The sequence below is a fragment of the Flagellimonas algicida genome (assembly GCF_049629585.1).
GTDB lineage: Bacteria > Bacteroidota > Bacteroidia > Flavobacteriales > Flavobacteriaceae > Flagellimonas.
Genome location: NZ_JBMYIX010000001.1, coordinates 1291443 through 1316709, shown reverse-complemented (window position 1 = coordinate 1316709; position 25267 = coordinate 1291443). Strand labels below are relative to the sequence as shown.

Annotated in this window: 21 protein-coding genes; 9 read left to right on the top strand and 12 right to left on the bottom strand. The window is 44.0% G+C overall.

From position 1 onward, the window contains the following. Nucleotides 1-32: 32 nt before the first annotated feature. The 5 genes from ACPD8L_RS05905 to ACPD8L_RS05885 form a co-directional block, all read right to left on the bottom strand. Nucleotides 33-755 (bottom strand): head GIN domain-containing protein, encoded by a 723-nt coding sequence (locus ACPD8L_RS05905; protein ID WP_293301354.1) that lies wholly within the window; start codon nt 753-755, stop codon nt 33-35. A 142-nt stretch (nt 756-897) separates the two neighbouring features. Further along, nucleotides 898-2640, bottom strand: coding sequence for a PspC domain-containing protein (locus tag ACPD8L_RS05900; protein WP_423942487.1), 1743 nt, complete (start codon nt 2638-2640; stop codon nt 898-900). A 9-nt stretch (nt 2641-2649) separates the two neighbouring features. Further along, nucleotides 2650-2979: a PadR family transcriptional regulator gene (locus ACPD8L_RS05895; protein WP_116218069.1), complete on the bottom strand. Its 330-nt coding sequence runs from the start codon at nt 2977-2979 to the stop codon at nt 2650-2652. A 146-nt stretch (nt 2980-3125) separates the two neighbouring features. Then, on the bottom strand, nt 3126-3914 hold the full coding sequence (locus ACPD8L_RS05890) for a nuclear transport factor 2 family protein (protein WP_423942486.1): 789 nt from the start codon (nt 3912-3914) through the stop codon (nt 3126-3128). Next, complete coding sequence (locus tag ACPD8L_RS05885; protein WP_423942484.1) at nt 3914-4396, bottom strand: DUF4870 domain-containing protein; 483 nt, start codon at nt 4394-4396, stop codon at nt 3914-3916. Before ACPD8L_RS05885 ends, ACPD8L_RS05890 begins: the two co-directional genes overlap by 1 nt. 247 nt (nt 4397-4643) lie before the next feature. Here ACPD8L_RS05885 and ACPD8L_RS05880 point away from each other — a divergent pair, with 247 nt between their 5' ends. The 4 genes from ACPD8L_RS05880 (at nt 4644) to ACPD8L_RS05865 (ending at nt 8287) form a co-directional block, all read left to right on the top strand. Beyond that, on the top strand, nt 4644-5099 hold the full coding sequence (locus ACPD8L_RS05880) for a DUF4442 domain-containing protein (RefSeq protein WP_423942482.1): 456 nt from the start codon (nt 4644-4646) through the stop codon (nt 5097-5099). A gap of 1040 nt (nt 5100-6139) precedes the next feature. Further along, entirely contained in the window at nt 6140-6943 is an 804-nt protein-coding gene (locus ACPD8L_RS05875) for a TIGR00266 family protein (RefSeq protein WP_293301341.1), read from the top strand. 106 nt (nt 6944-7049) lie between these two features. Then, nucleotides 7050-7703 carry a DUF2461 domain-containing protein gene (locus ACPD8L_RS05870; protein ID WP_423942480.1) on the top strand — a complete coding sequence of 218 codons (654 nt, stop codon included), beginning with the start codon at nt 7050-7052 and terminating at the stop codon, nt 7701-7703. After that, a complete protein-coding gene (locus ACPD8L_RS05865) occupies nt 7700-8287 on the top strand; it encodes an NUDIX domain-containing protein (RefSeq protein ID WP_423942479.1) in 588 nt (195 codons plus the stop codon). Before ACPD8L_RS05870 ends, ACPD8L_RS05865 begins: the two co-directional genes overlap by 4 nt. Here the strand turns inward: ACPD8L_RS05865 and ACPD8L_RS05860 are convergent. Continuing rightward, a complete protein-coding gene (locus ACPD8L_RS05860; protein WP_423942477.1) occupies nt 8277-9548 on the bottom strand; it encodes a D-alanyl-D-alanine carboxypeptidase in 1272 nt (423 codons plus the stop codon). The two genes, ACPD8L_RS05865 and ACPD8L_RS05860, sit on opposite strands and share 11 nt — an antisense overlap. A 121-nt stretch (nt 9549-9669) precedes the next feature. Between ACPD8L_RS05860 and ACPD8L_RS05855 the strand changes: the two genes are divergently transcribed. Then, entirely contained in the window at nt 9670-9867 is a 198-nt protein-coding gene (locus ACPD8L_RS05855) for a hypothetical protein (RefSeq protein ID WP_136566083.1), read from the top strand. Between the two features lie 26 nt (nt 9868-9893). On the opposite strand, the gene ACPD8L_RS05850 is transcribed toward ACPD8L_RS05855, so the two are convergent. Further along, the gene (locus ACPD8L_RS05850) at nt 9894-10835 is read right to left on the bottom strand and encodes a LysR substrate-binding domain-containing protein (RefSeq protein ID WP_116218057.1); all 942 of its coding nucleotides are present in this window, start codon (nt 10833-10835) and stop codon (nt 9894-9896) included. Nucleotides 10836-11000: 165 nt separating this feature from the next. On the opposite strand from ACPD8L_RS05850, the gene ACPD8L_RS05845 reads away from it, so the two are divergent. From ACPD8L_RS05845 to ACPD8L_RS05835, 3 genes are all read left to right on the top strand, one after another. Then, nucleotides 11001-12839 carry a sigma 54-interacting transcriptional regulator gene (locus tag ACPD8L_RS05845; protein ID WP_423942474.1) on the top strand — a complete coding sequence of 613 codons (1839 nt, stop codon included), beginning with the start codon at nt 11001-11003 and terminating at the stop codon, nt 12837-12839. Between the two features lie 177 nt (nt 12840-13016). Then, complete coding sequence (locus ACPD8L_RS05840) at nt 13017-13568, top strand: OsmC family protein (protein ID WP_116218055.1); 552 nt, start codon at nt 13017-13019, stop codon at nt 13566-13568. 75 nt (nt 13569-13643) lie between these two features. Next, nucleotides 13644-17093 carry a 4Fe-4S binding protein gene (locus tag ACPD8L_RS05835; RefSeq protein WP_423942473.1) on the top strand — a complete coding sequence of 1150 codons (3450 nt, stop codon included), beginning with the start codon at nt 13644-13646 and terminating at the stop codon, nt 17091-17093. 13 nt (nt 17094-17106) lie between these two features. Here the strand turns inward: ACPD8L_RS05835 and ACPD8L_RS05830 are convergent, their stop codons facing one another. From ACPD8L_RS05830 to ACPD8L_RS05820, 3 genes are all read right to left on the bottom strand, one after another. Further along, a complete protein-coding gene (locus ACPD8L_RS05830; protein ID WP_423942471.1) occupies nt 17107-20352 on the bottom strand; it encodes a tetratricopeptide repeat protein in 3246 nt (1081 codons plus the stop codon). Between the two features lie 289 nt (nt 20353-20641). Continuing rightward, nucleotides 20642-21064, bottom strand: coding sequence for a DoxX family protein (locus ACPD8L_RS05825; protein WP_116218052.1), 423 nt, complete (start codon nt 21062-21064; stop codon nt 20642-20644). 140 nt (nt 21065-21204) lie between these two features. After that, the gene (locus tag ACPD8L_RS05820) at nt 21205-21708 is read right to left on the bottom strand and encodes a GNAT family N-acetyltransferase (RefSeq protein ID WP_313786768.1); all 504 of its coding nucleotides are present in this window, start codon (nt 21706-21708) and stop codon (nt 21205-21207) included. A 278-nt stretch (nt 21709-21986) separates the two neighbouring features. Between ACPD8L_RS05820 and ACPD8L_RS05815 the strand changes: the two genes are divergently transcribed. Next, entirely contained in the window at nt 21987-23771 is a 1785-nt protein-coding gene (locus tag ACPD8L_RS05815; protein WP_423942469.1) for a PorP/SprF family type IX secretion system membrane protein, read from the top strand. An 11-nt stretch (nt 23772-23782) separates the two neighbouring features. Here ACPD8L_RS05815 and ACPD8L_RS05810 read toward each other — a convergent pair whose 3' ends face one another. Both ACPD8L_RS05810 and ACPD8L_RS05805 read right to left on the bottom strand, forming a co-directional pair. Then, nucleotides 23783-24388, bottom strand: a complete 606-nt coding sequence (locus ACPD8L_RS05810; protein WP_423942467.1) for an FMN-binding negative transcriptional regulator — start codon at nt 24386-24388, stop codon at nt 23783-23785. A 109-nt stretch (nt 24389-24497) separates the two neighbouring features. Further along, entirely contained in the window at nt 24498-25265 is a 768-nt protein-coding gene (locus tag ACPD8L_RS05805; protein ID WP_423942465.1) for a hypothetical protein, read from the bottom strand. Between the last annotated feature and the right edge of the window lie 2 nt (nt 25266-25267).

The following is a 25267-nucleotide window of genomic DNA, read 5'->3' as shown; positions in this document are numbered from 1 at the left end:
GGGTTTTCAAGATTTTGGAAGGTTTGGTTTGTTCAGTATTTATGAATGCTCCCAGAAACGGATTTTTTCTTTTGCACACTGGCCTCACCGGTATACGAGATATCCGCTCCGCTGCTGGCGTCTGCAATCAATGATTCGGTTACGTTCACGGAAATATCGGCACCGCTACTGGCATCGGCATTACATTTTATAGTGGTCAATTCCCTTGCTTTGATGTCAGACCCACTACTGGCGTCGGCATAGAGCATATTCGCCTTTCCGGAAATCTTGATATCGGCACCACTACTGGCCTCTGCCGAGATTTCATCGGCCACAAGCTCAACCTGTAGGTCGGACCCGCTGCTGGCATCCAGTTCAATCTTTTGGACCTCAATGACATTTTGAACAATAAGATCTGCCCCACTTGAGCTTTCCAAAGCGGTGATCTCAGGAAGGGATACATAGATTTTTTTAGTGGCCCTGCCTATGTTCTCTGTAGTATGGATTTTAAGTCTTCCATCCCTGACATCGGTGGCGATCAAGTCTATAATGTTCTCATCCGCTTCCACAGAGATTTTAAAATCCCGGTCTTGGGTAATGTATACATCCAGCCCCTCCGATGCGGAGATCATGGTGAAATCTTCAGAGACATTTCGGGTTTCTTCCACCACTTGGCCATTTCCTTTTTTACCGCTTCCAAAATTGATGTCCATCATACAGGAAGAGGCGAATAAGGAAAAAAGTACTGCGATTGCTAATCTTGCTAGTGTTGTCATGGTTGTTGTTTTTTGCCCTGAACGTTTGTCAAGGACTGTTTGTGATTTGATTGATGATTGTTACTTGATTATTTCAGTGTAAAACTCGTATTTGTTTTCTTTTTTATACAGTAAAGCTTACCCAACTGTAGAAAATGATGGTTCAATTGTTGTCCTTATCTCCCGTCTTAACCTTAATTCCGCCTTCGCCGATTTTCATTTCAAAAGAATCGTTATGGTCCTTGATGTCAATGTTCACCCCATTTTCATCAATGATGATTTTTCCTCCCTCTTCATTCTCGTCGGGGTTTTCCTCATCCTCTTCGGGACAATCTTGGCACTTGAGTTCCCCATCGCTACCCATGACCCAGGTATATCCCACAATACTACTTCTGTAATAATCCTTGTCGTTTTCTATGCCACGTCCAATATGACCATGGGTGGATTCTTTGAGAATCAGGGTCTTTCCTTCGGGCACATAAATGGTTACCGTAACCTCTTGGTTTCTGGCCTTGTTGGAAACATCGGTGGTCAAATGTTCGTCCAGAAAAATTTGGTTTCCGATGACTTCATAGTTAAAATTGATGTTCTTGGCCCGTTCCCGGGCTGCGCGTACCGAGCTTCCTTGGGAATCCTTACGCACGTTGATCTTCACTTGTTCATCATCAGATTGGCGGATTCTGATATCGACTTCGTCCGAAATCAGGATTCTATTGTCGTCCTTATCATAGGTAAAGGTCATGCGTCCAAAGTGAACATCCTGCATTCCATATGGGTAACCTGTGTCCTTCATGCTGATGAACAGGGTGTCCGCGGGATTTTCCATCACCACTTCATAGTCCTCGTGTACACTGCCTACATTGGCAAATTCAGCGGCTTGGCGAACTCCCAAGGCAAATAGGGCGCCTATGGAAAGTAACCACAGTCCCAAAAGGGAGAATTTGGCAATGTTCCCGATGGATTTTAGGTTATTCACCAAAATCTTCAATCCCAAATAAAGGATAAAGAAGAATGGAATGCCTAAGGCAAAGAACAATAGTAGGGAAACCGCCCAAACCGGGGCTCCGGTGGTATTCACGATTTCGTAGAAATCCACTCCGGGAAAGTTCACCGCGTTGAACATGCCCACCGTGAAGAGGGCCACAAACAATGCAATCAAGGCGGATGCACCTATGATGATCAACATTATACCAATGAACTTGCCAAAGACTTTGAACAGGAACATGATGATATCCCCTAAGGTGTCGAAAAAGGTCTTGGAGCCGCTTTTGACCTTGTTGCCCACTTTCTCGTAGTCAACATTTTTTACCTTGTCGGCAACATCACCAAACCCCTCTTTAACCTTGCGTTCTATATTGCTGATGTTGATAGGCTCTCCCCGCATGTCCAATTTTTGCGAGGTTGTGGCAGCTTCGGGTACCAAAATCCAGAGTAGGATATAGGCAATCAACCCAAAACCGGTGAATACCGCCAAAAGGATAAAGATCAAACGGATCCATAGGGCATCAAACCCCAAGTAGTGCTCCAGACCGGAGCAGACCCCACCGATGTATTTCTGGTCGATGTCCCGGTACAATTTCTTGGAACGGGTAGTGGTGGTGCGTTCGTAGGCCTTTTTGGGTTCGTCCTCAAAAATATCCTCGTCCACCATATAGTCTTCGGGCTGTCCCATGACGTTGATCACCTCATCCACTTGTTTTTGGGTGATGACCTGTCGTTCGTTCTCCATTTTCTCGAGAAAGAGCTCGGCGATGCGTGCTTCAATGTCGGCTATGATCTCATCGCTTCCGGGAGTCCCTGCAAACGAACGTTTTATGGACTCGAGATAGCGTCTTAGCTTGTTATACGCGTCATCGTCTATATGGAAGAGCGTATTGGCCAAATTTATATTTACTGTCTTGTTCATTTTAGATTGTTATTTAGTGTTGGTTACCAAATTCACTGCGTTTCTTAGTTCATCCCAAGTACCGTTGAGTTCTTTGAGGAACAAACGGCCCGTTTCGGTGAGGGCGTAATATTTCCGTGGAGGTCCTGATGTGGATTCTTCCCAACGATAGTTGAGCAGCCCCGCATTTTTCAACCTCGTCAACAAAGGGTAAATGGTCCCTTCCACTACTAGCATCTTGGCGTCTTTCAAGGCCTCCAGAATTTCCGATGCATACTTGTCATCATCCCTTAGGATGGACAGGATACAGTATTCCAGAACCCCCTTGCGCATCTGTGCTTTTGTGTTTTCTATGTTCATAACTTCATGGTTCTATTAAATTAACTGTTCGCTTTTGTTTCCACTCCAGTCCCCTGTGATGAGCAGGGGAGTGGAAACGGTTTTTGATTGATGATTGATTGATGAATTGTTCGTTTTTTGATTGATGATTAAACTCCCTTTTTTATTTAGATCTTTTTCGCTTCGTCCACAACGGTATCGTTTTCCAAGATGATCATTTTTGAAACCTCATGGCCATTGTCTTTAATGAATTTGAACTTGGTACCCCGTTCCTTCAAGAAAAAAGTGTTTTCGGCCTCTGGATACAGATTCGCTTCAAATCCGTTTGATTGCAATAGCAAGTGATCGGAATCCTTGGTTATGGTCACCTTCCCCGCTTGGGGCGATTCATAATCCCCCACATAGCTGCTCAAGGTACTATCCGAAAGGACGATTGCCTCTTTGGATGCTGTTTGGGCATGATGGTCATAGCTCAATTCCCTTTTCACCTTCCATTGTCCGTCTTTCAACAACCAAACGTGGGTGAACTTGGCGATATCCCCTTTTTGATATTCTTTTCTGTCGTTTAAAAACTCAAAGGTATGTACCCCATGCTGAATAGCCCCATAAAGTTCCCCGTCCTTGTAGAGGGGATATACTTCCAAACTTCCGTCCACCAAGATTCGTTTCGAGTTTTGGGGCTCGGATGGATTTCGCCTCGCACAATTCTCCCGAACAGATTTCAAGAATGCCTCCCTGCCATCGGTAAAACCACCCCTGTCATGGTAGAACTCAAAATCTTCGGTGAACAAGGATTCCAAGGTGGGCACATCACATTGATTGAACGCGGCATCGAACAAAATACTGTCCTTGGATTTCAAGGTCTTGTACAGCTCAGTGTCCTTGGCGACTTGCCCTTGAAGGCTAAGCGATAGGACCATGATGCCCATTCCCAATATGTATCTTGCCTTTTGCATTACTTGATGAATTTTATAGTGAAGGGATACTTAAAATATTCCCCTTCGTTGGTTCTGATGGTGGCCAGGATGGAATATACAATGTTGATCAAAGCCAATCCTACTTGGATTAATCCACTGATCCCCGCTGGCCAAAACAACCGTCCAAGCCTAAAGTTGTCACTGTCTATATGGATGTTTAGGGTATTGAGGTCGCTTAATCTATGGATCCCCAAGAAGTTCCAATCGAACAGATCCGGCAAGGCACCGATAAAAAAGGGAATGCTGATCAAGCCGGCCACAATGGAGTAGAGGAGCATGCTCATTTGAAAATTGAGCGCCTGCTTGCCATTGTAATCCACAAATTGATGCTCTTTCTTATTGGCGGTCCACAAAATCAAGGGAAGTATGAAATTCCCAAAGGGAATAAAATACTTTGAAAAGGTGGACGCGTGTATGATCGCGGATAGATTTCGTTCGTGTTTGGTTAATGTTGTAGCCATTTTTTGATTGATGATTTACAAATTATCATTCTGAATTTTGTTCAGAATCTTTATGAAAGCTGGCCTCTATTTTGATGAGAACCTGAATCAAGTTCAGGTTGATGACAAGCATCACCTATTAGCTTACGATGCAAATATATATCCAAAAGACAGTACTATGCAAAACAAAGTACTATAAATTAACATTTTTTTAACAAAGTAAAGTCAATTCAAATTTGATTATTTTTAGACTTCCTAAATTAATGATATGGCACTGACACCCAGTAAAATCAATACCTTTACCTTCTTTAAGCTCCCCTCTGCATGGTGGACGGGAATTCGTTTAACGTATATAGATGGGCAGAAGGCAATGACCTCTGTAAAGCATCGGTGGATCAACCAAAACCCGTTTAAATCCATGTTTTGGGCCGTGCAGGGTATGGCCGCAGAACTGAGTACCGGGGCCTTGGTCATGAACGAAATCCAAAAAAGTGGCAAGAAAATCTCCATGCTCGTGGCCAATAACAAGGCTACCTTCACCAAAAAGGCCACAGGACGCATCACTTTTACCTGCGAGGAGGGCCATTTGATTGCCGATGCCATCCAAAAAACCATAGCCACTGGAGAGGGGCAAACCTGTTGGATGAAGTCCGTGGGTGTAAATGTCGATGGAGTGGAAGTATCCACCTTTCACTTTGAGTGGACGGTGAAGGTCAAAAGCTAAAAAATTCCCTGTACCAAATAGAAAAATTGTTTTTTGACAATAGGTTTGAGCAGTAGAACTAGAATAGATTGGATGAAAAATATTTTTTCACAAAAACTAAATAAATCAACACGATGCTCCCTACTTCAAATAAAAACCAAATTAAGCTGGACCTAGTTGTTTTTTTATTGAACGACCTGTAGTGTTTAGCCTCTTTCCTATAATGCTCTGATTTCTGTGCATCTGAAAATTTGTATTTCTTGGAGAGCTTGTCAAATTCTTCCGCGAATCTTATCAAATCTTTTGAATTAAGTAGAATTTTTGTCAACTTATATCCCCAAATGAAAACGAGTAACAAAACAAAAAGGCTAACCATGGAATTCTTTAAAAAGGAGTAGGAAGATAGTGAATGATTATGGCAGAACCGTTGAAAATAATAAAAATTAAGCCATTATATGCCTTGCTATTTTTAGGAATAGGTCAATTATATGGTGCTTTTGTCATCTATAGATTGGGAGTGTTGACCATAAAAGAAGCATGGATTAATCAGGTATGCCTAATTGCAGTTCTGGGTATTATTGGGTGGTCCGTGTACCTGATATATTCGTTTTCGCAGTTTTACCGGTTGAAAGATGACAAGATTATTTTTAGAGAGCATAATTTTTCTCTTTTCGGGATTGAAATCAATTATAGTGATATAAAAGACTTTGGCATCGATACATCTGATTCCGTTTTGTGTATAAATATACACTTGAAGTACTTGGAGGAACCAATCCCAATTGTGTCAAAATTCATGAAGTTGGATGAATTCCATTTTCTTATGGGAACCTTGATCGAGAAAACCCACCAAAGTCAATGATAAGGCCCATTGGATATGTTGCATTAGGATGATGGCAAATATTACCTTGCCTCTTGAAATGGAAGGTCTGGTATCATGTTCAATGGGAAGGATTCCTTAAAAGGTATTGATTTTTGCCTTTTAAGTGTAACAATATTCTAAAGACACCTACTAATAGGTTGTAAAGATAACAGTATATTTAATACAATAAAGTTAAACCTAAATGGGAACAAATCACGAAATAGACTATCACATTTACGGGGAAGAAATGCAATATGTGGAGATTGAACTGGATCCCCAAGAGGCCGTTGTGGCCGAGGCCGGCAGTTTTATGATGATGGATTCCGATATTCAAATGGACACCATTTTTGGTGATGGCTCCAACCAAGATTCTGGGGTTTTGGGGAAACTGTTCTCCGCAGGCAAGCGTTTGCTCACGGGCGAGAGTCTTTTTATGACCGCCTTCCTTAATATAGGCCAGGGCAAAAAGCTGGTAAGCTTTGCTTCGCCCTATCCAGGTAAGATCATTCCCATAGACCTTTCGGAAAAAGGGGGTAAGTTCATTTGCCAGAAAGATGCATTTCTATGCGCCGCCAAAGGAGTTTCGGTAGGAATAGAGTTTTCCAAGCGCTTGGGCCGCGGATTTTTTGGAGGCGAGGGTTTTATCATGCAAAAACTGGAAGGTGACGGAATGGCCTTTGTGCATGCCGGGGGTACCATGGCCAAAAAGGTCTTGGGTCCGGGCGAGGTCCTGAAAGTGGATACCGGATGTATTGTGGGTTTTTCACAAACTGTGGATTATAATATTGAGTTTGTGGGCGGAATCAAGAATACTGTTTTTGGCGGCGAAGGATTGTTCTTTGCCACTTTGCGGGGACCCGGTACCGTGTATGTACAATCATTGCCGTTTAGCCGATTGGCCAGTAGGGTATGGGCCGCTGCTCCCAAAGGAGGCGGAAAGGACAAAGGGGAAGGTAGTCTTCTGGGCGGTATTGGCGATTTGCTGGACGGGGACAATAAATTTTAAGTTTCTGATGTCTGATGTCTGATGTCCGATGTCCGATGTCCGATGTCCGATATCTGATGTCTGATTTCCGAAGAACGGTTAAGGGTATTTTTCCTATGTTCGTAGCATGAACTTTACAGACCTGTTCCAATTTCTGGAAGAACTTCAACAAAACAATTCAAAGGAGTGGATGGATGCCAACCGGAAACGGTACAAATCCCTCCGCAGTGATTTTATCGGGTGGTTGGATGACCTGGATTTGACCATGGAACAATTGCATTCCGATTATTACCCCACTCCTGGAAAAAAAGGCATCAATCGAATCAATAATAACCTCATGTTCCATCCCAACAAACCGGTGTACAAGGACCATTTTGGTGCGGGTTTGGACAAGGCACCCCATTCTGCTGATTTTTATATCGAAATTGGATTAAAGCACTGCATGTTGGCGGGAGGATTTTGGCGACCCGGCCCCAAGACCCTGCGCAGTATTCGCGATGGGATAGATTACAATGGAGAGGAGCTACAAGCTATCTTGGACAAACCTTCTTTCAGAAAATTGTTTGGCGGTCTGTACGAAGATGAAAAATTGACGAATGCCCCCAAAGGGTTTTCCAACAACCATCCGTACATTCATTTATTACGGAACAAGACCTTTGCGGTGGTCCATGAGCTGAAAAGGGATGAGGTCTTTCAAAAAGGATTCAAGGAAAAAATCGTGGAGGTGTATAAAGAAATGCTCCCTTTTCGCCAATATCTGAACAAAGCTGCATCGGTATGAAACACGGGAACGTAAGAAACATCACAAAGGAATTGCTCTCCAACAATTGGTATACCCTGAATAAGGTCACTTTTGAATATCAGAGGGAAGATGGGGAGTGGGAGACCCAAATCCGGGAAGCCTATGACCGTGGCAATGGGGCGGCCATCTTGCTGTACAATGTCCAAAAAGGAACCGTGGTGCTTACCCGACAGTTTCGAATGCCCACTTACTTGAATGGAAATGAGGATGGGATGATGGTCGAGGCCTGTGCCGGACTTTTGGAGAAGGGCAATGCCGAAGAAACCATTAAAATGGAAGTGGAGGAAGAGACCGGGTATAAGATAGACAGGGTGAAAAAGGTATTCGAGGCCTATATGTCCCCAGGCTCCGTTACCGAAATACTGTACTTTTTTATTGGACAGTATGAGGATGCCATGAAAGTAAGCGAAGGCGGTGGGGCCGAGGATGAAACGGAGAACATCGAAGTCTTGGAAATGGATTTCCATGAAGCCCTACGGATGATGGAAACAGGCGAAATCAAAGATGCCAAGACCATCATGCTGCTTCAATATGCCCAAATCAACAACCTTTTCAGTAAGTAAGATATAGCTCTTTGAGCGTCTCGTACATGGTTTTACGCACTTCGGAAGACGGGATTCTAAAATGATTGTTCATAAAACTGAAGATGAGCAACTTTCCTGATTTGGTCTTCACATAACCACTTAAATTGTAGTTATTGCCAAAAGAGCCGGATTTGGCAAAAAGAAAAGGTTCAGTAGTGGGGTCTTCCCATTCCTTTACGGTACTGGACGGACCCCACATGGGAAAGATCCCGAACAATCGCTCTTCTGGAACCTCATTATGGAGTTTTTGGAGAATCTCTACAAAGGACCTTGGGGAAAAAAGATTATATCTAGACAATCCGGAACCATCCACCCACCGGGGTTTTTGGCTTAGGTCGCTGTAATCGTGCTCCAGCATATAATCCATGGCTTTTTGGGTGCCCAAAGTGTCCGAAATGGTAGAGGAGGCCGCAATCAGCAGTTGTTCCGCCAAGAAATTATCGCTCTTGTACAACATCTGTTTATAAATGGAGTCGGTTTCCATGCCATAAAGGGTTTGCTTGGGCGTATCGGGAAAATGGTCCACTAGGGTAATCTCCTTTTCCAGTACAGTTTCCAGCAACGCCTTGGTGATATTCTTGTCCGTGATGTAAGGAACTTCCAAAGTGTCCTGCTCCATGGGGTCGATAAAAAATTGATTGGAGAACTCCACCCTGCTTTTAGGTTTTTTTTGCAGGCTCACATTCTTGGTAAAATAAGACGGGGATACTTGTAGGCTATCCACTGCGGACAGGGTCACTACATTGGCATACAAGGGAAGGCTTCCCCTTTCGGGGGAAAAGTAAGTATCGTAATCCTCCCATGCCCAACCGGGGCCATATCTATCTTCTTCAATATTGTTTAGGTACAGAGCAATGGTCCCTTGTTTTTTTAGCCATTGAATGGCCGTGCTATCCTTTAAGTGTGGATGTAACCATGATGGGTCTCCGGTTCCTTCAATAAAAAGGGTGTCGTTGGCCACGGCATATTTTAGGGTAGGGATGTTTTTAGGGAGCAATTTTACACCTGTATAGAATGTTACCACTTTGGTATTGCTGGCAGGCAGAAAATAGCGGTCACCGTTTTGATCATATATGGTTTTTTGGGAATGGGCATCGACCACCACCAAACCATGGAATGAATTTTTTAAGGGATCTTTTTGTAACTGCGTATTGAGGGTTTTCTTTACGGAAGAGCATCCGATGGTTAAGAGTAATGATATTAAGAAGCTGTATTTCAAACACTTGAATACTATCTGCATGAGGTCGTTTATCGAATTTAACACGAATTTATCCAATTTTTAACTGCGGGCACAATCAATCAATTAAGATTTTTTCTAAATTAGTAGTGCAACCATTTAATCCAATTTAATCAAAAATTCAATGCCCAGAGCCATGTTAGATTACACCAAAACAATCCTTCAAAAGGTGAGTTTTGATGCCAAACTCTTCGCTAAAGAATTGAAGAAAGCTGTTTCTAGGCTATTGCCAAGTGAAATAGAGGAACTTAAAATCTGGTTACAATTCTATATTTTGGATAAACCAGAATTACAACCCACACTATTATTGTTAAAAGCATAAACACGGGCCGCTGATCAGCGGCCCTTTTATTTTTGGGCCAAAGGGCTCACAATTTTTACATCCTGAAAGGCAATGGCTCCACGGACAATACCGGAAATGACGTCTTTGAGGGCATCGGTTATCTGTATCTTCAATTCACTTTTATGATAGATCAGACTGATTTCGCGGGCCGGGGATGGATTTTTAAAGGGTCGTATGTTAGGCTGTTTTTTAGGGTCTAGATGCAAGGAATTTAGATAAGGGAGCAAGGTCATGCCCATACCTTCATCTGCCAAACTCACCAAAGTTTCAAAACTGCCACTTTCAATTTTGAACATTTCTCCCTGTATATTTTTGGAGGCCTTGCACAGGTTGATCACCCCGTCCCTAAAACAATGTCCGTCCTGCAAGAGCAGCACATCGTTCACATCCAAATCTTCAGTGGTGAGCATGGGTTCCTGTGACAATCGGTGGCTTTGTGGAACATAGCCCACAAAAGGCTCATAATAAAGGGGCCGTTCCTTGATGAATTCAATCTCCAATGGAGTGGCAGCGATACCCGCATCCAAATGCCCATCCAAGATATTTCGTATCATGGCATCCGTGGGCTGCTCCTTTATAATAAGATTGACCTTGGGATACTTTTTAATGAATGTATTGAGAAACATGGGCAGCAAAGTGGGCATTACCGTGGGAATGATCCCCAAAGTATAATCCCCACCAATGAACCCCTTGTCTTGGTCCACAATGTCTTTGATACGCTCAGCTTCGGCGACAATATTTTTGGCTTGGTTTACGATTTTCTCTCCAACAGCAGTGATGGAAATGGGTTTTTTACTCCGATCAAATATTAAAACACCAAGTTCATCCTCCAATTTTTGCACCTGCATGCTCAAAGTGGGTTGGGTAACAAAACTTTTTTCGGCGGCCAAGGTAAAATTCTTGTGTTCTGCAACAGCAAGTACATACTGAAGTTGGGTAATGGTCATCAATTATAAATTTGAAGCATAAAAGTATAAAAAACCATCAGTTTAATTTATGGTAAACCTAGATATGTTTCCTTTCATGAAAATGAAACAATAGATTTTGGCCAAGCTTGTATTATGCGGCAAATCCCTATATTTATTTCATCTATAACCTCTTGTAACCGTACAATGACCTCGGCCCGACTCATGGATTTGGTGAATTTTTTAAAGGAAGTCCCATTCTTCTCCGAAGTGGATAAGGCCTCGTTGTTGCAGTTGTGTAAAAATGGAATGGAGGAGCAGTATCCTATCAATAGGGTCATTATAAGAAAGGGAGAGCTGGGGGAGGCCATGTATGTTATTTTGGAAGGCCATGTCAAGGTGCATGATAAAGACCATGTATACGGAGAGCTCCATAAGGGCGAATGTTTTGGCGAATATGCCTTGATTGACAGTAAACCACGATCGGTGTCGGTCACAGCGGAAGAAGAAACCCTTCTATTGAAAATAGAGACCACCCATTTTCAGGAATTGATGGATTCGAACAGCGGATTCGTAAAAGGGATCATGTCCGTTCTCATTAAAAGACACAGGGAGCTCGATAGGGTCCAAGAGCGTCTGGCCTCATCAAAGCAAGAATTGGAACTGACCAACTCCAAGATGATGGGTTTGATTGACGGCGCCATGGACGCCATTCTGATGTTCGACGCCAACTTTAGGATATTCTTGGCCAACGACTCCGCAAAAAAACTATTGGAAAATGAGGATGTGGACCAGCGGAATGTGCTTTTCTTTTTGGATGATGAATCGGCCCAGCTGTTGGAATCCATCTGCCAGAACGGGGCCGAAGGTTCAAACACCTATTTGCCCAAGATGGTAAAGGTCATTGGGTCCGATGGAAAGGAAACCCTCAATGAGGGAACGTTGAGCCATTACGGTAACGATACCGATACATTTTATACGTTGATTCTTCGGAATATGGAAGATCGCTTATTGGCCGAAAATAAGATTACCTCCCTGGAAAGCCAGACTGAATATTTGCAGGAAGAAATCAAGGAGCTGACCCATGACCACGGTATCATTGCGGAACACGGTTCCATGATAAAGGTGCTGGAGCTCATTCAACAAGTGGCCCAAACCCAAGCTACGGTTTTGGTGCATGGCGAAACCGGTACGGGGAAGGAATTGGTGGCCCGGGCCATTCATAAAGCTAGCGCTAGGAGCGATGGTCCTTTGATTCGCATTAATTGCGGGGCCATTCCGGCCAATTTGATAGAGAGCGAACTTTTTGGACATGAAAAGGGTGCTTTTACGGGAGCGACCAACAGTAGAAAGGGACGGTTTTTATTGGCGGACAAAGGCACTATTTTCTTGGATGAGATCGGGGAACTTCCATTGGACCTCCAACCCAAGTTGTTGCGGGTGATCCAGGAGGGGGAGTTTGACCCCGTGGGAAGCTCAATGACCATAAAGGTGAATGTACGGATCATCGCCGCTACCCACCGGGATTTGCTGACACTGTCCAAGGAAGGTAAGTTTAGGGAAGACCTGTTTTATCGTTTGAACGTGTTTCCGATTGAAATTCCCGCTTTGCGGGATAGGGGAAGGGATGTTTGTTTGATTGCCGATGATATGATTGAATACTTTTCCAAGAAAATGGGTAGAAAAATCAAACCGCTGACCGCAGCACAGCAGCAATTGTTTTTGAAATATGGATGGCCTGGAAATGTTCGTGAACTTCAAAACCTTATCGAAAGGGCTGTTATTGTTTCCCAAAACGGTGGGATAGATTGGTCAGAAATCATACCAAATTCCAATCCTTCGCAGGAGATGACGCCAAAGACCAAGAGCGAACACATTTATACTTCCCAAGAATTGATACAGCTGGAAAAGCAGAATATTCTTAACGCCCTCAAGAAATCCCAATGGAAGATTTCAGGGAAAAATGGCGCCGCAGCACTTCTGGGGCTGCGCCCCACCACACTTACCTCCAAGATAAAGGCACTTGGAATCTCCAGGCCGGTCTAAGTTGACGAAATCCCGTAAATAAACTAACGACATCTCGTAAACTAACGAAATTTCGTAAACACTCTTCATTGTATTTTAATATATAAATAATTGATTATCAATTAATTATACTGTTTGGCACGGCAAATGCATATTCTAAGGCAAATGTTAATCAATTAATCTTAAAAATCTAAAAACATGATTACAACAGCAAACATTAAGAACGGAGTAAACGTAGATCAACTCGTAGACACGATCAACGCAGTACAGGAAAACCCAGAATTGGCCAAGTTCGAGTTCAGGGCCAAAAACAATTGGATCGAGGGCGGTCATTGTGTGACTAGTGTTCAGGATTATTATGGTGTTGGACAAGAACACCCAACTAGAAAAGGAGACTTTACCTTGGAGGCCGACCACGTTGAGGTGCTTTTGGGGAAAGACCAAGCGCCCAACCCTGCAGAGATTGTTTTGCACGCCTTGGGATCTTGCCTAACTGGAGCTATGGCCTACCACGCTGCAGCAAACGGTATCGACATTGAAGGTATGGAAAGTACCTTGAGTGGTGAAGCTGACCTTCACGGGTTCTTGGGTCTTGACCCAGAAGTACGTAAAGGGTACAAGGGTATCACTGTAAAATTCAAAGTGAAGTCCGATGCTTCCGAAGAGCAATTGAGAGCCTTGTCACAATTCTCTCCCGTATTTGATATGATAACCAACCCGACTCCGGTTACCATCGAATTTGAAAAGTAAGATCACGTAAAATAAGCCGCCTAAAAATGGGCGGCTTATTTTTTATCCAACTAACAAATTTTTTACCTCGCTCCCATGCAAAACCAGAAATACAGTATCGTAAATGGAAATCAGGCCGTAGCACATGTGGCCTATCGAACCAATGAGGTATTTCCCATTTATCCCATTACCCCATCTTCGGAAATGTCTGAACTGGTAGAGGAGTGGAGCGCTTACCAACACGAAAATATTTTTGGCAATGTTCCTTTGGTTTTTGAAATGCAAAGCGAAGCCGGTGTGGCAGGGGCCATGCACGGTGCCTTGCAGACCGGATCATTGACCTCTACATTTACGGCATCACAAGGATTGCTTTTGATGATGCCCAACATGTACAAAATAGCGGGCGAACTTAGCCCGAATGTGATCCATGTGGCCACAAGATCTGTGGCAACACATGCCTTGTCCGTTTTTGGAGACCATAGTGATGTCATGGCTGTTCGCAATACCGGATATGCCTTATTGGGGTCGGCTTCGGTTCAGGAAGCCATGGATTTTGCTTTGATTTCACAAGCGGCATCCTTGGCATCAAGAATCCCTTTTGTGCATTTTTTTGATGGTTTTAGAACTTCGCATGAAGTTTCCAAAATAGAAAAGGTATCTGATACTGTCATCGGTCAGATGATGGATATCGAAACCATACAAGCCCACAAAGACAGGGTGTTGAATCCTAATGACCCCGTACTCAGGGGAACCTCCCAAGCTCCCGATGTGTTTTTTCAAAGTCGGGAAGCGATAAACACTTATTACAATGCTTGCCCGGAAATTGTGCAGCAAAAAATGGATGAATTTGCCCAGCTTACCGGAAGGCAGTACCACATTTTTGAGTATGTGGGACACCCAAAAGCAGAACAAGTAATCATTGCCATGGCCTCAGGTACCGAAACCATTGAAGCTACCATAGGTCATCTAAATGCCCAAGGAGAAAAGATTGGACTGGTCAAGGTGCGATTGTATCGACCTTTCAGTGCCGAGCATTTTATCAAAAGCCTACCGGATACGTGTAGGGCCATTGCCGTTTTGGATCGGACCAAAGAACCTGGTTCCGTAGGGGAACCTTTGTATCTGGATGTGACCCAAGCCTTGGTGCAAAACCATAAAAATGGTTTTCTCCCCAAAATTGTTGGAGGTAGGTATGGGTTGGGTTCCAAGGAATTTACACCCCATATGGTCAAATCCATTATCACCAATTTAAAGCAAGAAGTGCCGAAGAATAATTTTACGGTGGGCATTTCGGACGATGTGACCCATTTAAGCCTTCCCAAAACTGAAATGGAGGTTACCATTCCCTTTAATGGTCAGGCCTTGTTTTATTCGGTTAAAAATCCAAAAACTTCAGAGCAGTTTAAGAATCTTTTGCAGTATGTGGGAAATACGGAGGGCAAATTTGTGCAAGGCTATGAGGAGTGTGACTATAGAAAATCAAGCTCTCGAAATGTGGCCCATTTCCGGGTTTCCAATTCGCCGATAAAAGCACCTTTTTTAGTATCCCATGCAGATTTTGCAGCCTGTGAAAACCTTGAATTTCTTGAAAAAGACTCTGTCTTGGAACGTGTAGCCTTTCAAGGGGTGGTAGTGGTGCTATCCGAAGACCAGCCCACTGAAGTGTGGAAGGCACTTTCCGAGGAAACCCAAAAGACCATCCAAAAGAAGCAGGTGAAGCTCTATGCGGTCAACAGTGAAAAACTATCGGAATATATAAAGCGTAGTGGTGAAAATATTTCCGTTCTGCATGCCAGCTATTTGATAATGAATAGCCCAGTTGTCAGCAATGAAATCTTTTCCGTTGGCCGTGATGAAATTAAAAGGGTGGATACGTCATCCAAAAATCAAAATAGCGAACAAGAGTTGTGTGAAGATGAGGTTTTCGCCCAAACACTCCTAGGTCGGCTTTTGGCTGGTAAGGGAGACGAAGCCCCGGTGAGTCTATTCCCAGTGGATGGGACCTATCCAACGGGAACATCCATATATAATGACAGGGAACTGGCCAAAGAACTCCCCGATTGGACCCCGGACCAGTGTATACAATGTGGTGCTTGCAGCATGGCGTGTCCATCTGGGGCACTCCGTATAAAAGCCTATGATGCCAAGAGTTTAAGGGAAGCACCCTTACAGTGGAAATCCATGAAGATGTTGGAGGAAATGGAAGGATTCAATCTATTGGACTACACCATTCAGGTAAATCCCGATCAGTGTACGGGTTGTCACAATTGTGTGGACGCTTGTCCTGCAAAAGCCCTTGTAATGACCCATGGCAAATCCCGTTTGGAGCAGGAAAAGGAGCATTGGGCTTATTTCGATACCATTCCAGAGATGGACCGAAATAAAATTGATGCTTCCAAAGTAAGTCAACAACAATTGCAGGAACCCCTGTTCAAGTATCCTATGGGGGAGGATGGGTGCGGGCAGGCCCCTTACTTAAAAGTAATGTCGCAATTGTTTGGTGACCGTTTGTTGGTGGCCAATGCCACAGGGGCAAGTTCTATTTTCGGAGGTGCACTTCCTACCACTCCTTGGGGCAAAACCAAGGAGGGCAGGGGACCTGCCTGGTCCAACTCCTTGTTTGAGGACAATGCGGAGTTTGGTTTGGGGTATAGATTGTCCTTGGACCAGCAGGAATTGGAAGCAAAGAAGTTGCTTCAAAAACTTTCAGGATTTATAGGGGACCGATTGGTTCGGGATATTTTAAATGCCAAGCAAACCACGGAGCAGGAAATCAACCAACAAAGGAACCGCGTTGACCAATTAAAATCCATACTGAAGAAAGTCCAGATGCCCGAAGCACGAATACTGTCCCAAAATGTCGATAGTTTGGTGAAGAAGAGTGTATGGATCGTTGGGGGAGATGGTTGGGCCTACGATATTGGGTATGGAGGATTGGACCATGTTTTGGCATCGGGAAAGAATGTGAACATCTTGGTATTGGACAACGAGGTGTACTCCAATACGGGCGGACAAATGTCAAAAGCGACGCCGTATGGGGCTTCGGCAAGATTTGCTGCCAAGGGAAAACAGAAATCAAAAAAGGATTTGGGCGCATTGGCCATGCAGTATGAAGAGGTTTATGTAGCATCCGTGGCCATAGGGGCAGATCAAGAACAAACCTTGAAGGCTTTTGTGGAAGCGGAACGGCATAACGGACCGTCCATCATTATTGCGTATTGCCATAGCCCTACACATGGGATTGATATGAAACATCCCTCACAATACCACAAAGCCGCAGTCGCATCGGGGCAGTGGTTGTTGTATCGTAATGATCCCTCGAGGGTGGAAAAAGGTCTTGCTTCCCTACAATTGGATTCGGAACGACCCAGTCTACCTGTGGAATACTATTTACGTATGGAAAAACGGTTTGATGCCTTTTTTGATAGTGAGGATGATGCTTCTACAAGATTCTTTCAAAAAGCCCAGCAAAATGTGGATGATCGGTTTGAACGGTATAGCCATTTGGCTGTTTCCAAGTCGCTGGAATTGAGTCCGGTATATTAGACGGGATCATTCACTACTTTTCGTGCATCACGGTTCCGGAGGCCCAACCCTCCGGAGCACCCAACACGGCATATTTTTTGGCTTGGTCATTAAAATAGTGGGCTACGGAATCGCCGGGGTTTTTGTAAAGGACCCACTCAAAAGCAGTGGAAGCTGCATTGAATTCTCCTTTGAAATAGGCTTCGATGCCTTCGATGTAGTGGGACAGGGTCTCGAGCTTTAGGGAAATGCTCTCAATGCTGTCTCCATCTATACATTCGTAGATTTCAATGGCCTTTTGCTTTCCCTTTACCCGCACCTTTCCCAAATACCTGAAATTGAATCCTGTGGCATCCTCCATGGCCTGTATGCTATCCTCACTAATAATGATATTGGCCCCGAAATGTTTGGTGACTCCTTCGACCCGTGCCGCACTGTTGACGGTATCGGCAATGACGGCGGGATCGTTTCGTTTGGAATCCCCGATGATCCCCATGATCAATGGTCCGGTGTGCAAGCCTATTCCAATGGATAGGGGTTTGTATCCTTTCTCTTCGACCCTTCTTTTGTTATACAAGGAAAGGGCGCGCTGCATTTCAACAGCGGCATCCAAGGCATTTTCAGGAGTTTTTGGGAATAGGGCCATGATGCCATCCCCGAGATATTGGTTCACAAAGCCTTGATTTTCTTTGATGATGGGTCCCATTCGACCCACATAGGCATTGACAAACTTGAAGTTTTGCTCCGGTGTCATTCCTTCAGCTAGGGAGGTGTAATCCCGGATATCAGAAAAAAGTACCGTCACGTTCTTTTCAATATGATCCCCCAACTTGACATCGGTGATGGATTCTTTTCCCACAGATTGTACAAATTCGGAGGGAACAAACTTGGAAGTGGCCCTATGAATGGTGTTCAGGTTGATGTGGGTCCGTATCCGACTCAGCAATTCACCCTTTGAAAAGGGTTTGGTGAGGTAATCGTTGGCACCGGAATTGAATCCGATGACCAAATCATTGACCGTGTTTTTGGCAGTGAGCAGGATAATGGGCAGATCACTGGCCGTATATTGCTTCCGAATGGTCTCACAGACCTCGTATCCAGAAAGTCCGGGCATCATAATATCCAATAGCACCAATTGGAACGGAATCTCCCCATCCAATAATTTTAAGGCCTCCTTACCTGAACTTGCTTCAATGACTTCATACCCTTCCACCGTAAGATGGTTTTCCAAAACCCTCCGGTTTACGGGTTCATCGTCCACCACAAGTATTTTTGTGGACCCTTCTAGGGAGTTGGTCTTTATTTGTTTGGGAAGTAGGTCTTCGTTGCCACGGCTTATGGTTTGGACAACGTCTTGACCCATTTGTCCCTTTTGTTTGAGTTCTTTTCGTTTGATTTCGCTAACGGGTAGGGTAAAGGAGAAAATGGCCCCTTTTCCCGGTTCCGATTCAATCTGAATGGTGCCCCCGTGCAGTTCCACCAAATGTTTTGTGACTGAAAGGCCAAGCCCAGTACCGCCATAGGTCCTTTGGATGGACCCGTCCCCTTGTTCAAACGAATTAAAAATGGTATCCTGCTTATCTTTTGAAATACCAATTCCCGTATCCGAAATGGAGATGGAAATCATGGCATCCTTCGCTTCGGCAAAAAGGGTAATGTACCCCTTCTCGGTAAACTTAATGGCATTGCCAATGAGATTGTGCATGATTTGTTGTACCCGGTTTTCATCGGCGGTTACCAAAGGGATGTCCTTTGGGATGGAATTGATGAGTTTTAGTTTTTTGTCCTTGAGCAGGGGCTGGGACAACCGAAGTACAATGTTGGATATGGCGTAGAGATCCACAGGCTGAAGGGTAAGCGACAAATCCTTGTTCTTAAGTTTTGAAAAATCAAGGATGTCGTTGACCAAGTGGGAAAGTCGTTTACCACTGTTGGCGATCATATCCAAATTTTCCAAGGCGGCTTGGGGCAGTTTGCCCGCTATGCCATCTTTTAAGGATTCCGATAAACCAATGATGCCCACCAAGGGCGTTCTCAGTTCGTGGGAAGTGTTGGCCAGGAATTCATCTTTCAACGCATCTATTTTTTGAAGTTCCGCCACTCGCTGTCTTTCAATCTCCGTACGCTTTCGTTCTTCTTGGACGGCACGTCTTTTTTCCTCATCGGCCTGTTTTACGCGCTGGTTCTGTTTATAGCGTTTAAAGGCGAACCAGAGGAATAATAATGCGGCCACGGCCAGTCCTATAATAATGTTCCGAAGGGTTTTCTGTTGCTTGATCTTCAACTGGTTGATTTCCGCATCTTTTTGGAGCGTGGCGATGGCATCCTGTTTTTTTTCAGTATCGAACCTTACCTGGAGTTCTTCAATCTGCTTGGATTTGGCCTCATTGAACAAACTGTCCTTCAAGGCCACAAACTTATTTTTATAGATCAGCGCCTTGTTGTATTCCTTGTTGCTCTCATAAATGCGGGAAAGGATGTCATAGTTTTCCTGAAGGTGGGAGCGTGCACCAATTTCTTCGGCTATGGCAATGGCATTTAGGATGGATTTTTCTGCCTGTTCGGGCTTGCCCATTTCAAGATTGATGGTTCCTATTTGGGTATAGCTCATGGAGAGCTCCAATCTCATGCCCAATTTTTCCCTTAGGGCAAGTGCCTTGTTGTGGTGCTCCAGAGCTTGGGCGTATCTTTTTTGACGCCCGTATACCTTTCCCAAGGCCTCATAATCAAAAGCTTTTCCCCAATCGCTGTTGGTCTCTTGGTCCAAGGCCAAGGCCCGGTTCAAGTATTCCAAGGCTTGATCATAATCTTCTTGGTGCATGAACGTGTCCCCAATGTTGAAAAGGCAATTGGCTATTTCCGTTTTATCGTTCAAGGCACTGAAGATCTCCAAGGCTCTATTGTAATGGTCCATGGCCTCGGACATTTTTCCGGTCTTTTTCAGGATTTCACCCATGGCATTCAGTGTGGTGGCAATACTGAACCGATCATCATGGTCTTCATATATTTTCAGGATATCGTAGTAGATTCCCAAGCTTTTGTCAAAATCTCCCAGATTATCCAAAATAATGGCCTTTTGGTATAGGCCATTGGCCAGTGCAAAAGGTTCTTTTTGGGTACGGTAATGGTTCAAATACCCATCAATATGATTCAGGGCTTTGCTGTAGTTTCCAATCTGTCTTTCCCACACGGCATATTGATAATCCGCCATGGCAATTCCCCAAGACAGGTTTGCATTTTGGCTGATGGTGTACAAGCTATCGATATGCTTTTTTGCCAAATCTGGGTTCCCGCGATTGTTCAGGTATTCCCAAGCAATATCCTTAAGTATCCGTATCCGAAGAGAGTCAGAGTCAACGGTGGAATATTTTTGCTGAAGACTGTCTATAAGCCCTGTCTGTCCCTGCGTAGTGGTGGCAACAAGACATACGAAGAATAGTATGAATGCAGAGCGTTTGATAGTGTTGGCTTTAGGTTGATAAACAGTAAGTTAAATGTAGTGCATTAAAGTGATACCCACAAAAATGGCTCGGTGCGGATCACTTCAAACTTTCAGGTAGTTGTATGGATTATTGCTGCATTTTTAGATAGTAATCCGCGGAATGTTTTCCCGACCCATAAACGGCAAAGAAAATACAGGCCAATAGTACCAAGGTTGCCATAATTAAATTGGAGGTGTTCATGGTTCCCAAGAAATTGGTGAGTACGGCACCGAATAGAATGGGCAACTGTGCAATTACCGCCCAACGGGTCAATAGGCCAATTACAATTAAAAAACCACCCACAAAATGGGCAGGGGTAATATAGTGCAGTAAGATCATACCTCCCGGCACTCCTTCAAAAGGCTTGGCCATCAAGGCCATCTGCTCATGATTTGTCATAAATTCAATACCCTTGATAAAAAGAAAAATCCCTAGGGCAATACGCAACAAATCCAACGGATAATAGGTATGGGCATTGGCCCATTTGTTTAAGTCCTTTACGGTTCCCATAATGAACGGATTTATAGGTTGAATACTATAAGGTACTCATTTTTAGCGACATGTGGAAATTAATCCGAGGTAAAACCCTGTTTTTAGTCTAATGTTTATTGAAGAGGGAAAGCTTGAAAGTTTGTATTCCGATCGTGGTTCTATCCGTTTTCCAAAACCAATTCCATTTGGATATCACTGCGCTCATAGGGCGATGAAACCCCAACAATTTCAACAAAGCCAAGCTTCCTGTAGAGGTTGAGGGCAGGTTGCAGTATTCTGTTGCTCTCCAGATAGAGTTTCTGGGCCCCCAAGGACTTGGCCTTGTCAACAATATGCATGCCCAAAAGTTTGCCGATCCCTTTTCCTTGCGCTTTCGGGGAAACTCCCATTTTGGCCAATTCAAAATCATAGCCGTCATGTTTACTGGGGATAAGGGCACATACGCCAACGGGCTCATTCTCCAACAAGGCCACAGCAATGTAACCACCTTTGTCCAAAATGTTCTCCTTGGGATGGTGGAGGGAAACACGGTCCGCTTCTTCCATCTTAAAATAGGTGTTTATCCATTCCTCATTGAGAATCCTGAATGCCTTTCGATAAGTGTCGGAATAGGGTACTATTTTAGGGGAAATGGCCATGGCGAATCGATAAAAAGTTACCATACAAAGTTACGGGGAAACCTTGAAAAGTATGTCAGGCATTTGTACCATAACCCTCTTTTTTTGAGTGGAATAACCAATTTTTTTCGCCTAGCTGCGTTATATATGTAATTAACCTCTCCGTTCAACGAAAAAATTGGTTGTTTACCGATTTATTGCGTAATATTACAACTCATATTAGTAATAAAACTCTTACAAGTTCCCAAATCTTGCAATGAGACTAAACCAAATACACACGCCTGACCCCATCAGGTACCTTAACCTACAAATTCCAATCGGCTATGGAAAAACTACTACTATTCTCTTTAAAGAACCCCCTCCGCTTATTCCGTTCTAGTGGAATCGTACCCTTGATACTTTTCTGTTGGCTTTCCGCACATTCGGTATTGGCCCAGGAAAGCAACCCCTATGTGAGCTATGATATTCCGTTTCAGAATCTGCTCAAGTACAATCGGTTTTTAATAAACCCTACTTTTTCAGCGGTCCGCGAAGATAAATCCTATGTGAATTTTTTCCACAGAAGTCAAAGCGCGGAATTCAGTGACAATAACCAGAACTACTTTTTGAGTTATAGTGGCCAAATCAACGATAGGATAGGTTTGGGCTTGAGTTTGTACAACCAAAAATCAGGGGTGATCTCTAACTTGGGGGTGATGGCCAATTATTCCCATGGCATTCAATTGGGGCAGAAAAGCAGCCTTACTTTTGGGGTGAACATCCCTTATTATGTAAGTAGCTTGGACCCGGATAGGGCAGTGGCGCTTGAGGATGACCCTTTGCTGAACGAAGCATCTGAAAGTTCCATCATTTCCTTCCAACCAGGACTCAACCTTTCCTTGGGAAAGTTTGATTTTGGTGTCTTTGCCCAAAATTTGGTGGATTATAACATTAAGTCAGGAAAATCACTCACCAATATTGCAGAGAAGACATTCTCCGGGCATGTTCAGTTTACCCATGAGTTTGAGAATGCCCATGGAATTTTGGAAGATGGTAGGCTCATGCCTTTGGCACGGGCAAGGTTTGAGGGCAGTAATGACCCTATCTTTGGTGGCGGAGTTATCTTGGATCTTCCCAAATTGGGTTGGGTACAAGGTGGATACGACCAATTTTATGGAGCCTCTGCAGGAACGGGATTTAACCTGAACCGAAGACTTTCCTTTGGATATAACTTTGAAAAGAACATCAACAACAACCTGATCAATCTTGGGGTAACCCATGAGGTGTCCATAGCCTATTCCTTTGTACCCACTTTATCCAAGAATGTTATGGTCTCCAATGACGAGAACGACAATAGAAAACCTATTGAGGGAGATGGTTTGGTGGCCGATGCCAAGAAATCCAAGAAAGAGGTGCAGAAAAGCAAATTGGATGTAGCAACCACCTTGCGACCTTCCAATAAAGAGGATCTGGCGTTCTGGGAAGAGCAGATTGAACAATTAAGGGCACAGCAAGAAGATAACTACGCCGTGATCAATGAGCTTATTTTCCGGATGGATTCCATGGAGCAGAACCGGCAACGCGACTTGGAAAAACGGTTTGAAATGGTGATGCACATGGTGAAGCAACAGACCGGGGATACCAGGCCTGATATTGAGCAAAAAGCCCATGAACTCTATTTGGCCAAGAGTGAGGATTTGGATTCTTTGGCGAGAACCATGTCCCAAACGCAGTTGGCAGATAATTCAACCAGTACTTCCAGAAATAGTGTCAAACCTAAGACTACGGGTTCTTTTTCAGGAGGGGATTATAAACCCATTGAAAAGTTCATCAATCTGGATGGAGTAGGGCAAGGGCACTATATCGTTGCCAATGTGTTCAAGAACGAGCGCTATTTAAAGAGTTTCATGAACAAGCTCAAGGCGCAAGGTTTGGAGGTAGAATACTTTAAAAATCCGGATAATGGTCTCAATTATGTGTATTTGGCCAAGTACGAAGAGAACGAACAGGCTTACGCGGCGTATCGTTCCAAGATGAAAGGGAAGTACACGGATGAGATATGGATCATGCATGTGGACAACCCCCGATATTCCAATTGGGCCGATGCCATTTTCCAAGATAACGAATAAAGCAATCAGGATTATCCCTTTTTCATCTTGTGGGCAATGGCTTTGCTTCCCGGGTCGTTGGTCTCGTTGAGCTCAGAGATGATGGTTGGGTGGTCATCCACCCGGGTCTGTGACAATTTATAGGCAGCCTGGATCTCTGTGATTTCAATCTGGAAACCTACCACACCTTTAACTTGGCGTAGGGTCTTGGGCGACATATGGTCCAAGGAAATGGGATTTTTTGAGTGTTGCTCGTATTTATCCACAAGCTTGTACATCGAGGCCATGGTCTGTTCCTCATCCAAAACGGTTACTTTTCCATAGACGTGCACGGCAATATAGTTCCAAGTGGGAACCTCTTCCTCTTTGTACCATGACGAGGAAACATAGGTGTGTGGTCCATTGAAAATACACAATACCTCTGAAGGGCTGTTAAAGTTTTTCCATTGCGGATTGGCCTTTGAGATGTGTCCCACAAGGATATCCTGGCCCTTGGCATTCGTATCCAGTTCCAAGGGAATATGGGTGCCCCAAGGTTTTCCCTCCACCGTATTGATCAAAATGCCAAAACTGTTCTGGATCAAGAAGTCCTTTATTTCATCAAGATTTTCATTTTTGTAATAGTGCGGGATGTACATGGGAAAATGCTCTTATGGGATAATGGATACAAATATATCAATACCGCCTTTATGGAAATCTACATGAAATAAAAAAGCGGGTTAAACCCGCTTTCTTTTACTAGTGAAATCACTGTCCGTCACCCCTTGTTTTCACTTCTCCACTGGAACCGCTAAGATCACCCCTGTAGATCCATAATTCCCCGCGATCTCCGTTTGTGGCAGCTTCAACATCCTTTAAAAAGTCTGAAAAACTGCCGGCACCGTGGACTTCCTCAAACCATTCCATGAACTTGTCCTCTTCTCCCATCCAGGCCGATTTGTCAAAAAAATCGACCCAAACAAAATCCTGACCGTCCATATTGGGGAGTTCGTTGAAGTAACTACCCCATTGATGGTCCGGGTCTTTGGTCTTGAAGACTTTTTGCACGCGATCTAAAATGGAGGAGAACTCCATTTGCTTGAATCGTTTCACATCCACCATAAAAATGGAAAGGTTCTTTAGGTTAAAATCCCTGCTGAAATTGGAATGTTTTAGATCGTTTTTCCAATAGGTGGTTTCCATTTTGGCCAATGCATTGGCGGCCACATTGGTATTCCAATCCTTGGTGTGGGCATCGTCATAATTGCTCACATCGTCCATGGCCGCCCAAGAGGTTGGGCCCATACTCCACACATATTTTCCGGAATTTTCACCACTGGCTACCCAAAACACACTGACTGAGCCTGGATTGTTGGCATGATATTTCTTGTTGTGGGCTGCCATCCCTGTCTCAAATGCCTCAATCTTTTCTGGATGAGGGGTCATCATCACATTCATAAAAATGGGAGCCTGTTCGGTCTGTTGGCCCATCATTACGATAGGCACCAGTACTAGGGTTAAAAGTAATCGTTTCATTG

Coding starts and splice junctions, on each gene's coding strand:
- ACPD8L_RS05905 (WP_293301354.1), bottom strand. CDS start 755: ATGACAACACTAGCAAGATTAGCAATCGCAGTACTTTTTTCCTTATTC.
- ACPD8L_RS05900 (WP_423942487.1), bottom strand. CDS start 2,640: ATGAACAAGACAGTAAATATAAATTTGGCCAATACGCTCTTCCATATA.
- ACPD8L_RS05895 (WP_116218069.1), bottom strand. CDS start 2,979: ATGAACATAGAAAACACAAAAGCACAGATGCGCAAGGGGGTTCTGGAA.
- ACPD8L_RS05890 (WP_423942486.1), bottom strand. CDS start 3,914: ATGCAAAAGGCAAGATACATATTGGGAATGGGCATCATGGTCCTATCG.
- ACPD8L_RS05885 (WP_423942484.1), bottom strand. CDS start 4,396: ATGGCTACAACATTAACCAAACACGAACGAAATCTATCCGCGATCATA.
- ACPD8L_RS05880 (WP_423942482.1), top strand. CDS start 4,644: ATGGCACTGACACCCAGTAAAATCAATACCTTTACCTTCTTTAAGCTC.
- ACPD8L_RS05875 (WP_293301341.1), top strand. CDS start 6,140: ATGGGAACAAATCACGAAATAGACTATCACATTTACGGGGAAGAAATG.
- ACPD8L_RS05870 (WP_423942480.1), top strand. CDS start 7,050: ATGAACTTTACAGACCTGTTCCAATTTCTGGAAGAACTTCAACAAAAC.
- ACPD8L_RS05865 (WP_423942479.1), top strand. CDS start 7,700: ATGAAACACGGGAACGTAAGAAACATCACAAAGGAATTGCTCTCCAAC.
- ACPD8L_RS05860 (WP_423942477.1), bottom strand. CDS start 9,548: ATGCAGATAGTATTCAAGTGTTTGAAATACAGCTTCTTAATATCATTA.
- ACPD8L_RS05855 (WP_136566083.1), top strand. CDS start 9,670: ATGCCCAGAGCCATGTTAGATTACACCAAAACAATCCTTCAAAAGGTG.
- ACPD8L_RS05850 (WP_116218057.1), bottom strand. CDS start 10,835: ATGACCATTACCCAACTTCAGTATGTACTTGCTGTTGCAGAACACAAG.
- ACPD8L_RS05845 (WP_423942474.1), top strand. CDS start 11,001: ATGACCTCGGCCCGACTCATGGATTTGGTGAATTTTTTAAAGGAAGTC.
- ACPD8L_RS05840 (WP_116218055.1), top strand. CDS start 13,017: ATGATTACAACAGCAAACATTAAGAACGGAGTAAACGTAGATCAACTC.
- ACPD8L_RS05835 (WP_423942473.1), top strand. CDS start 13,644: ATGCAAAACCAGAAATACAGTATCGTAAATGGAAATCAGGCCGTAGCA.
- ACPD8L_RS05825 (WP_116218052.1), bottom strand. CDS start 21,064: ATGGGAACCGTAAAGGACTTAAACAAATGGGCCAATGCCCATACCTAT.
- ACPD8L_RS05820 (WP_313786768.1), bottom strand. CDS start 21,708: ATGGTAACTTTTTATCGATTCGCCATGGCCATTTCCCCTAAAATAGTA.
- ACPD8L_RS05815 (WP_423942469.1), top strand. CDS start 21,987: ATGGAAAAACTACTACTATTCTCTTTAAAGAACCCCCTCCGCTTATTC.
- ACPD8L_RS05810 (WP_423942467.1), bottom strand. CDS start 24,388: ATGTACATCCCGCACTATTACAAAAATGAAAATCTTGATGAAATAAAG.
- ACPD8L_RS05805 (WP_423942465.1), bottom strand. CDS start 25,265: ATGAAACGATTACTTTTAACCCTAGTACTGGTGCCTATCGTAATGATG.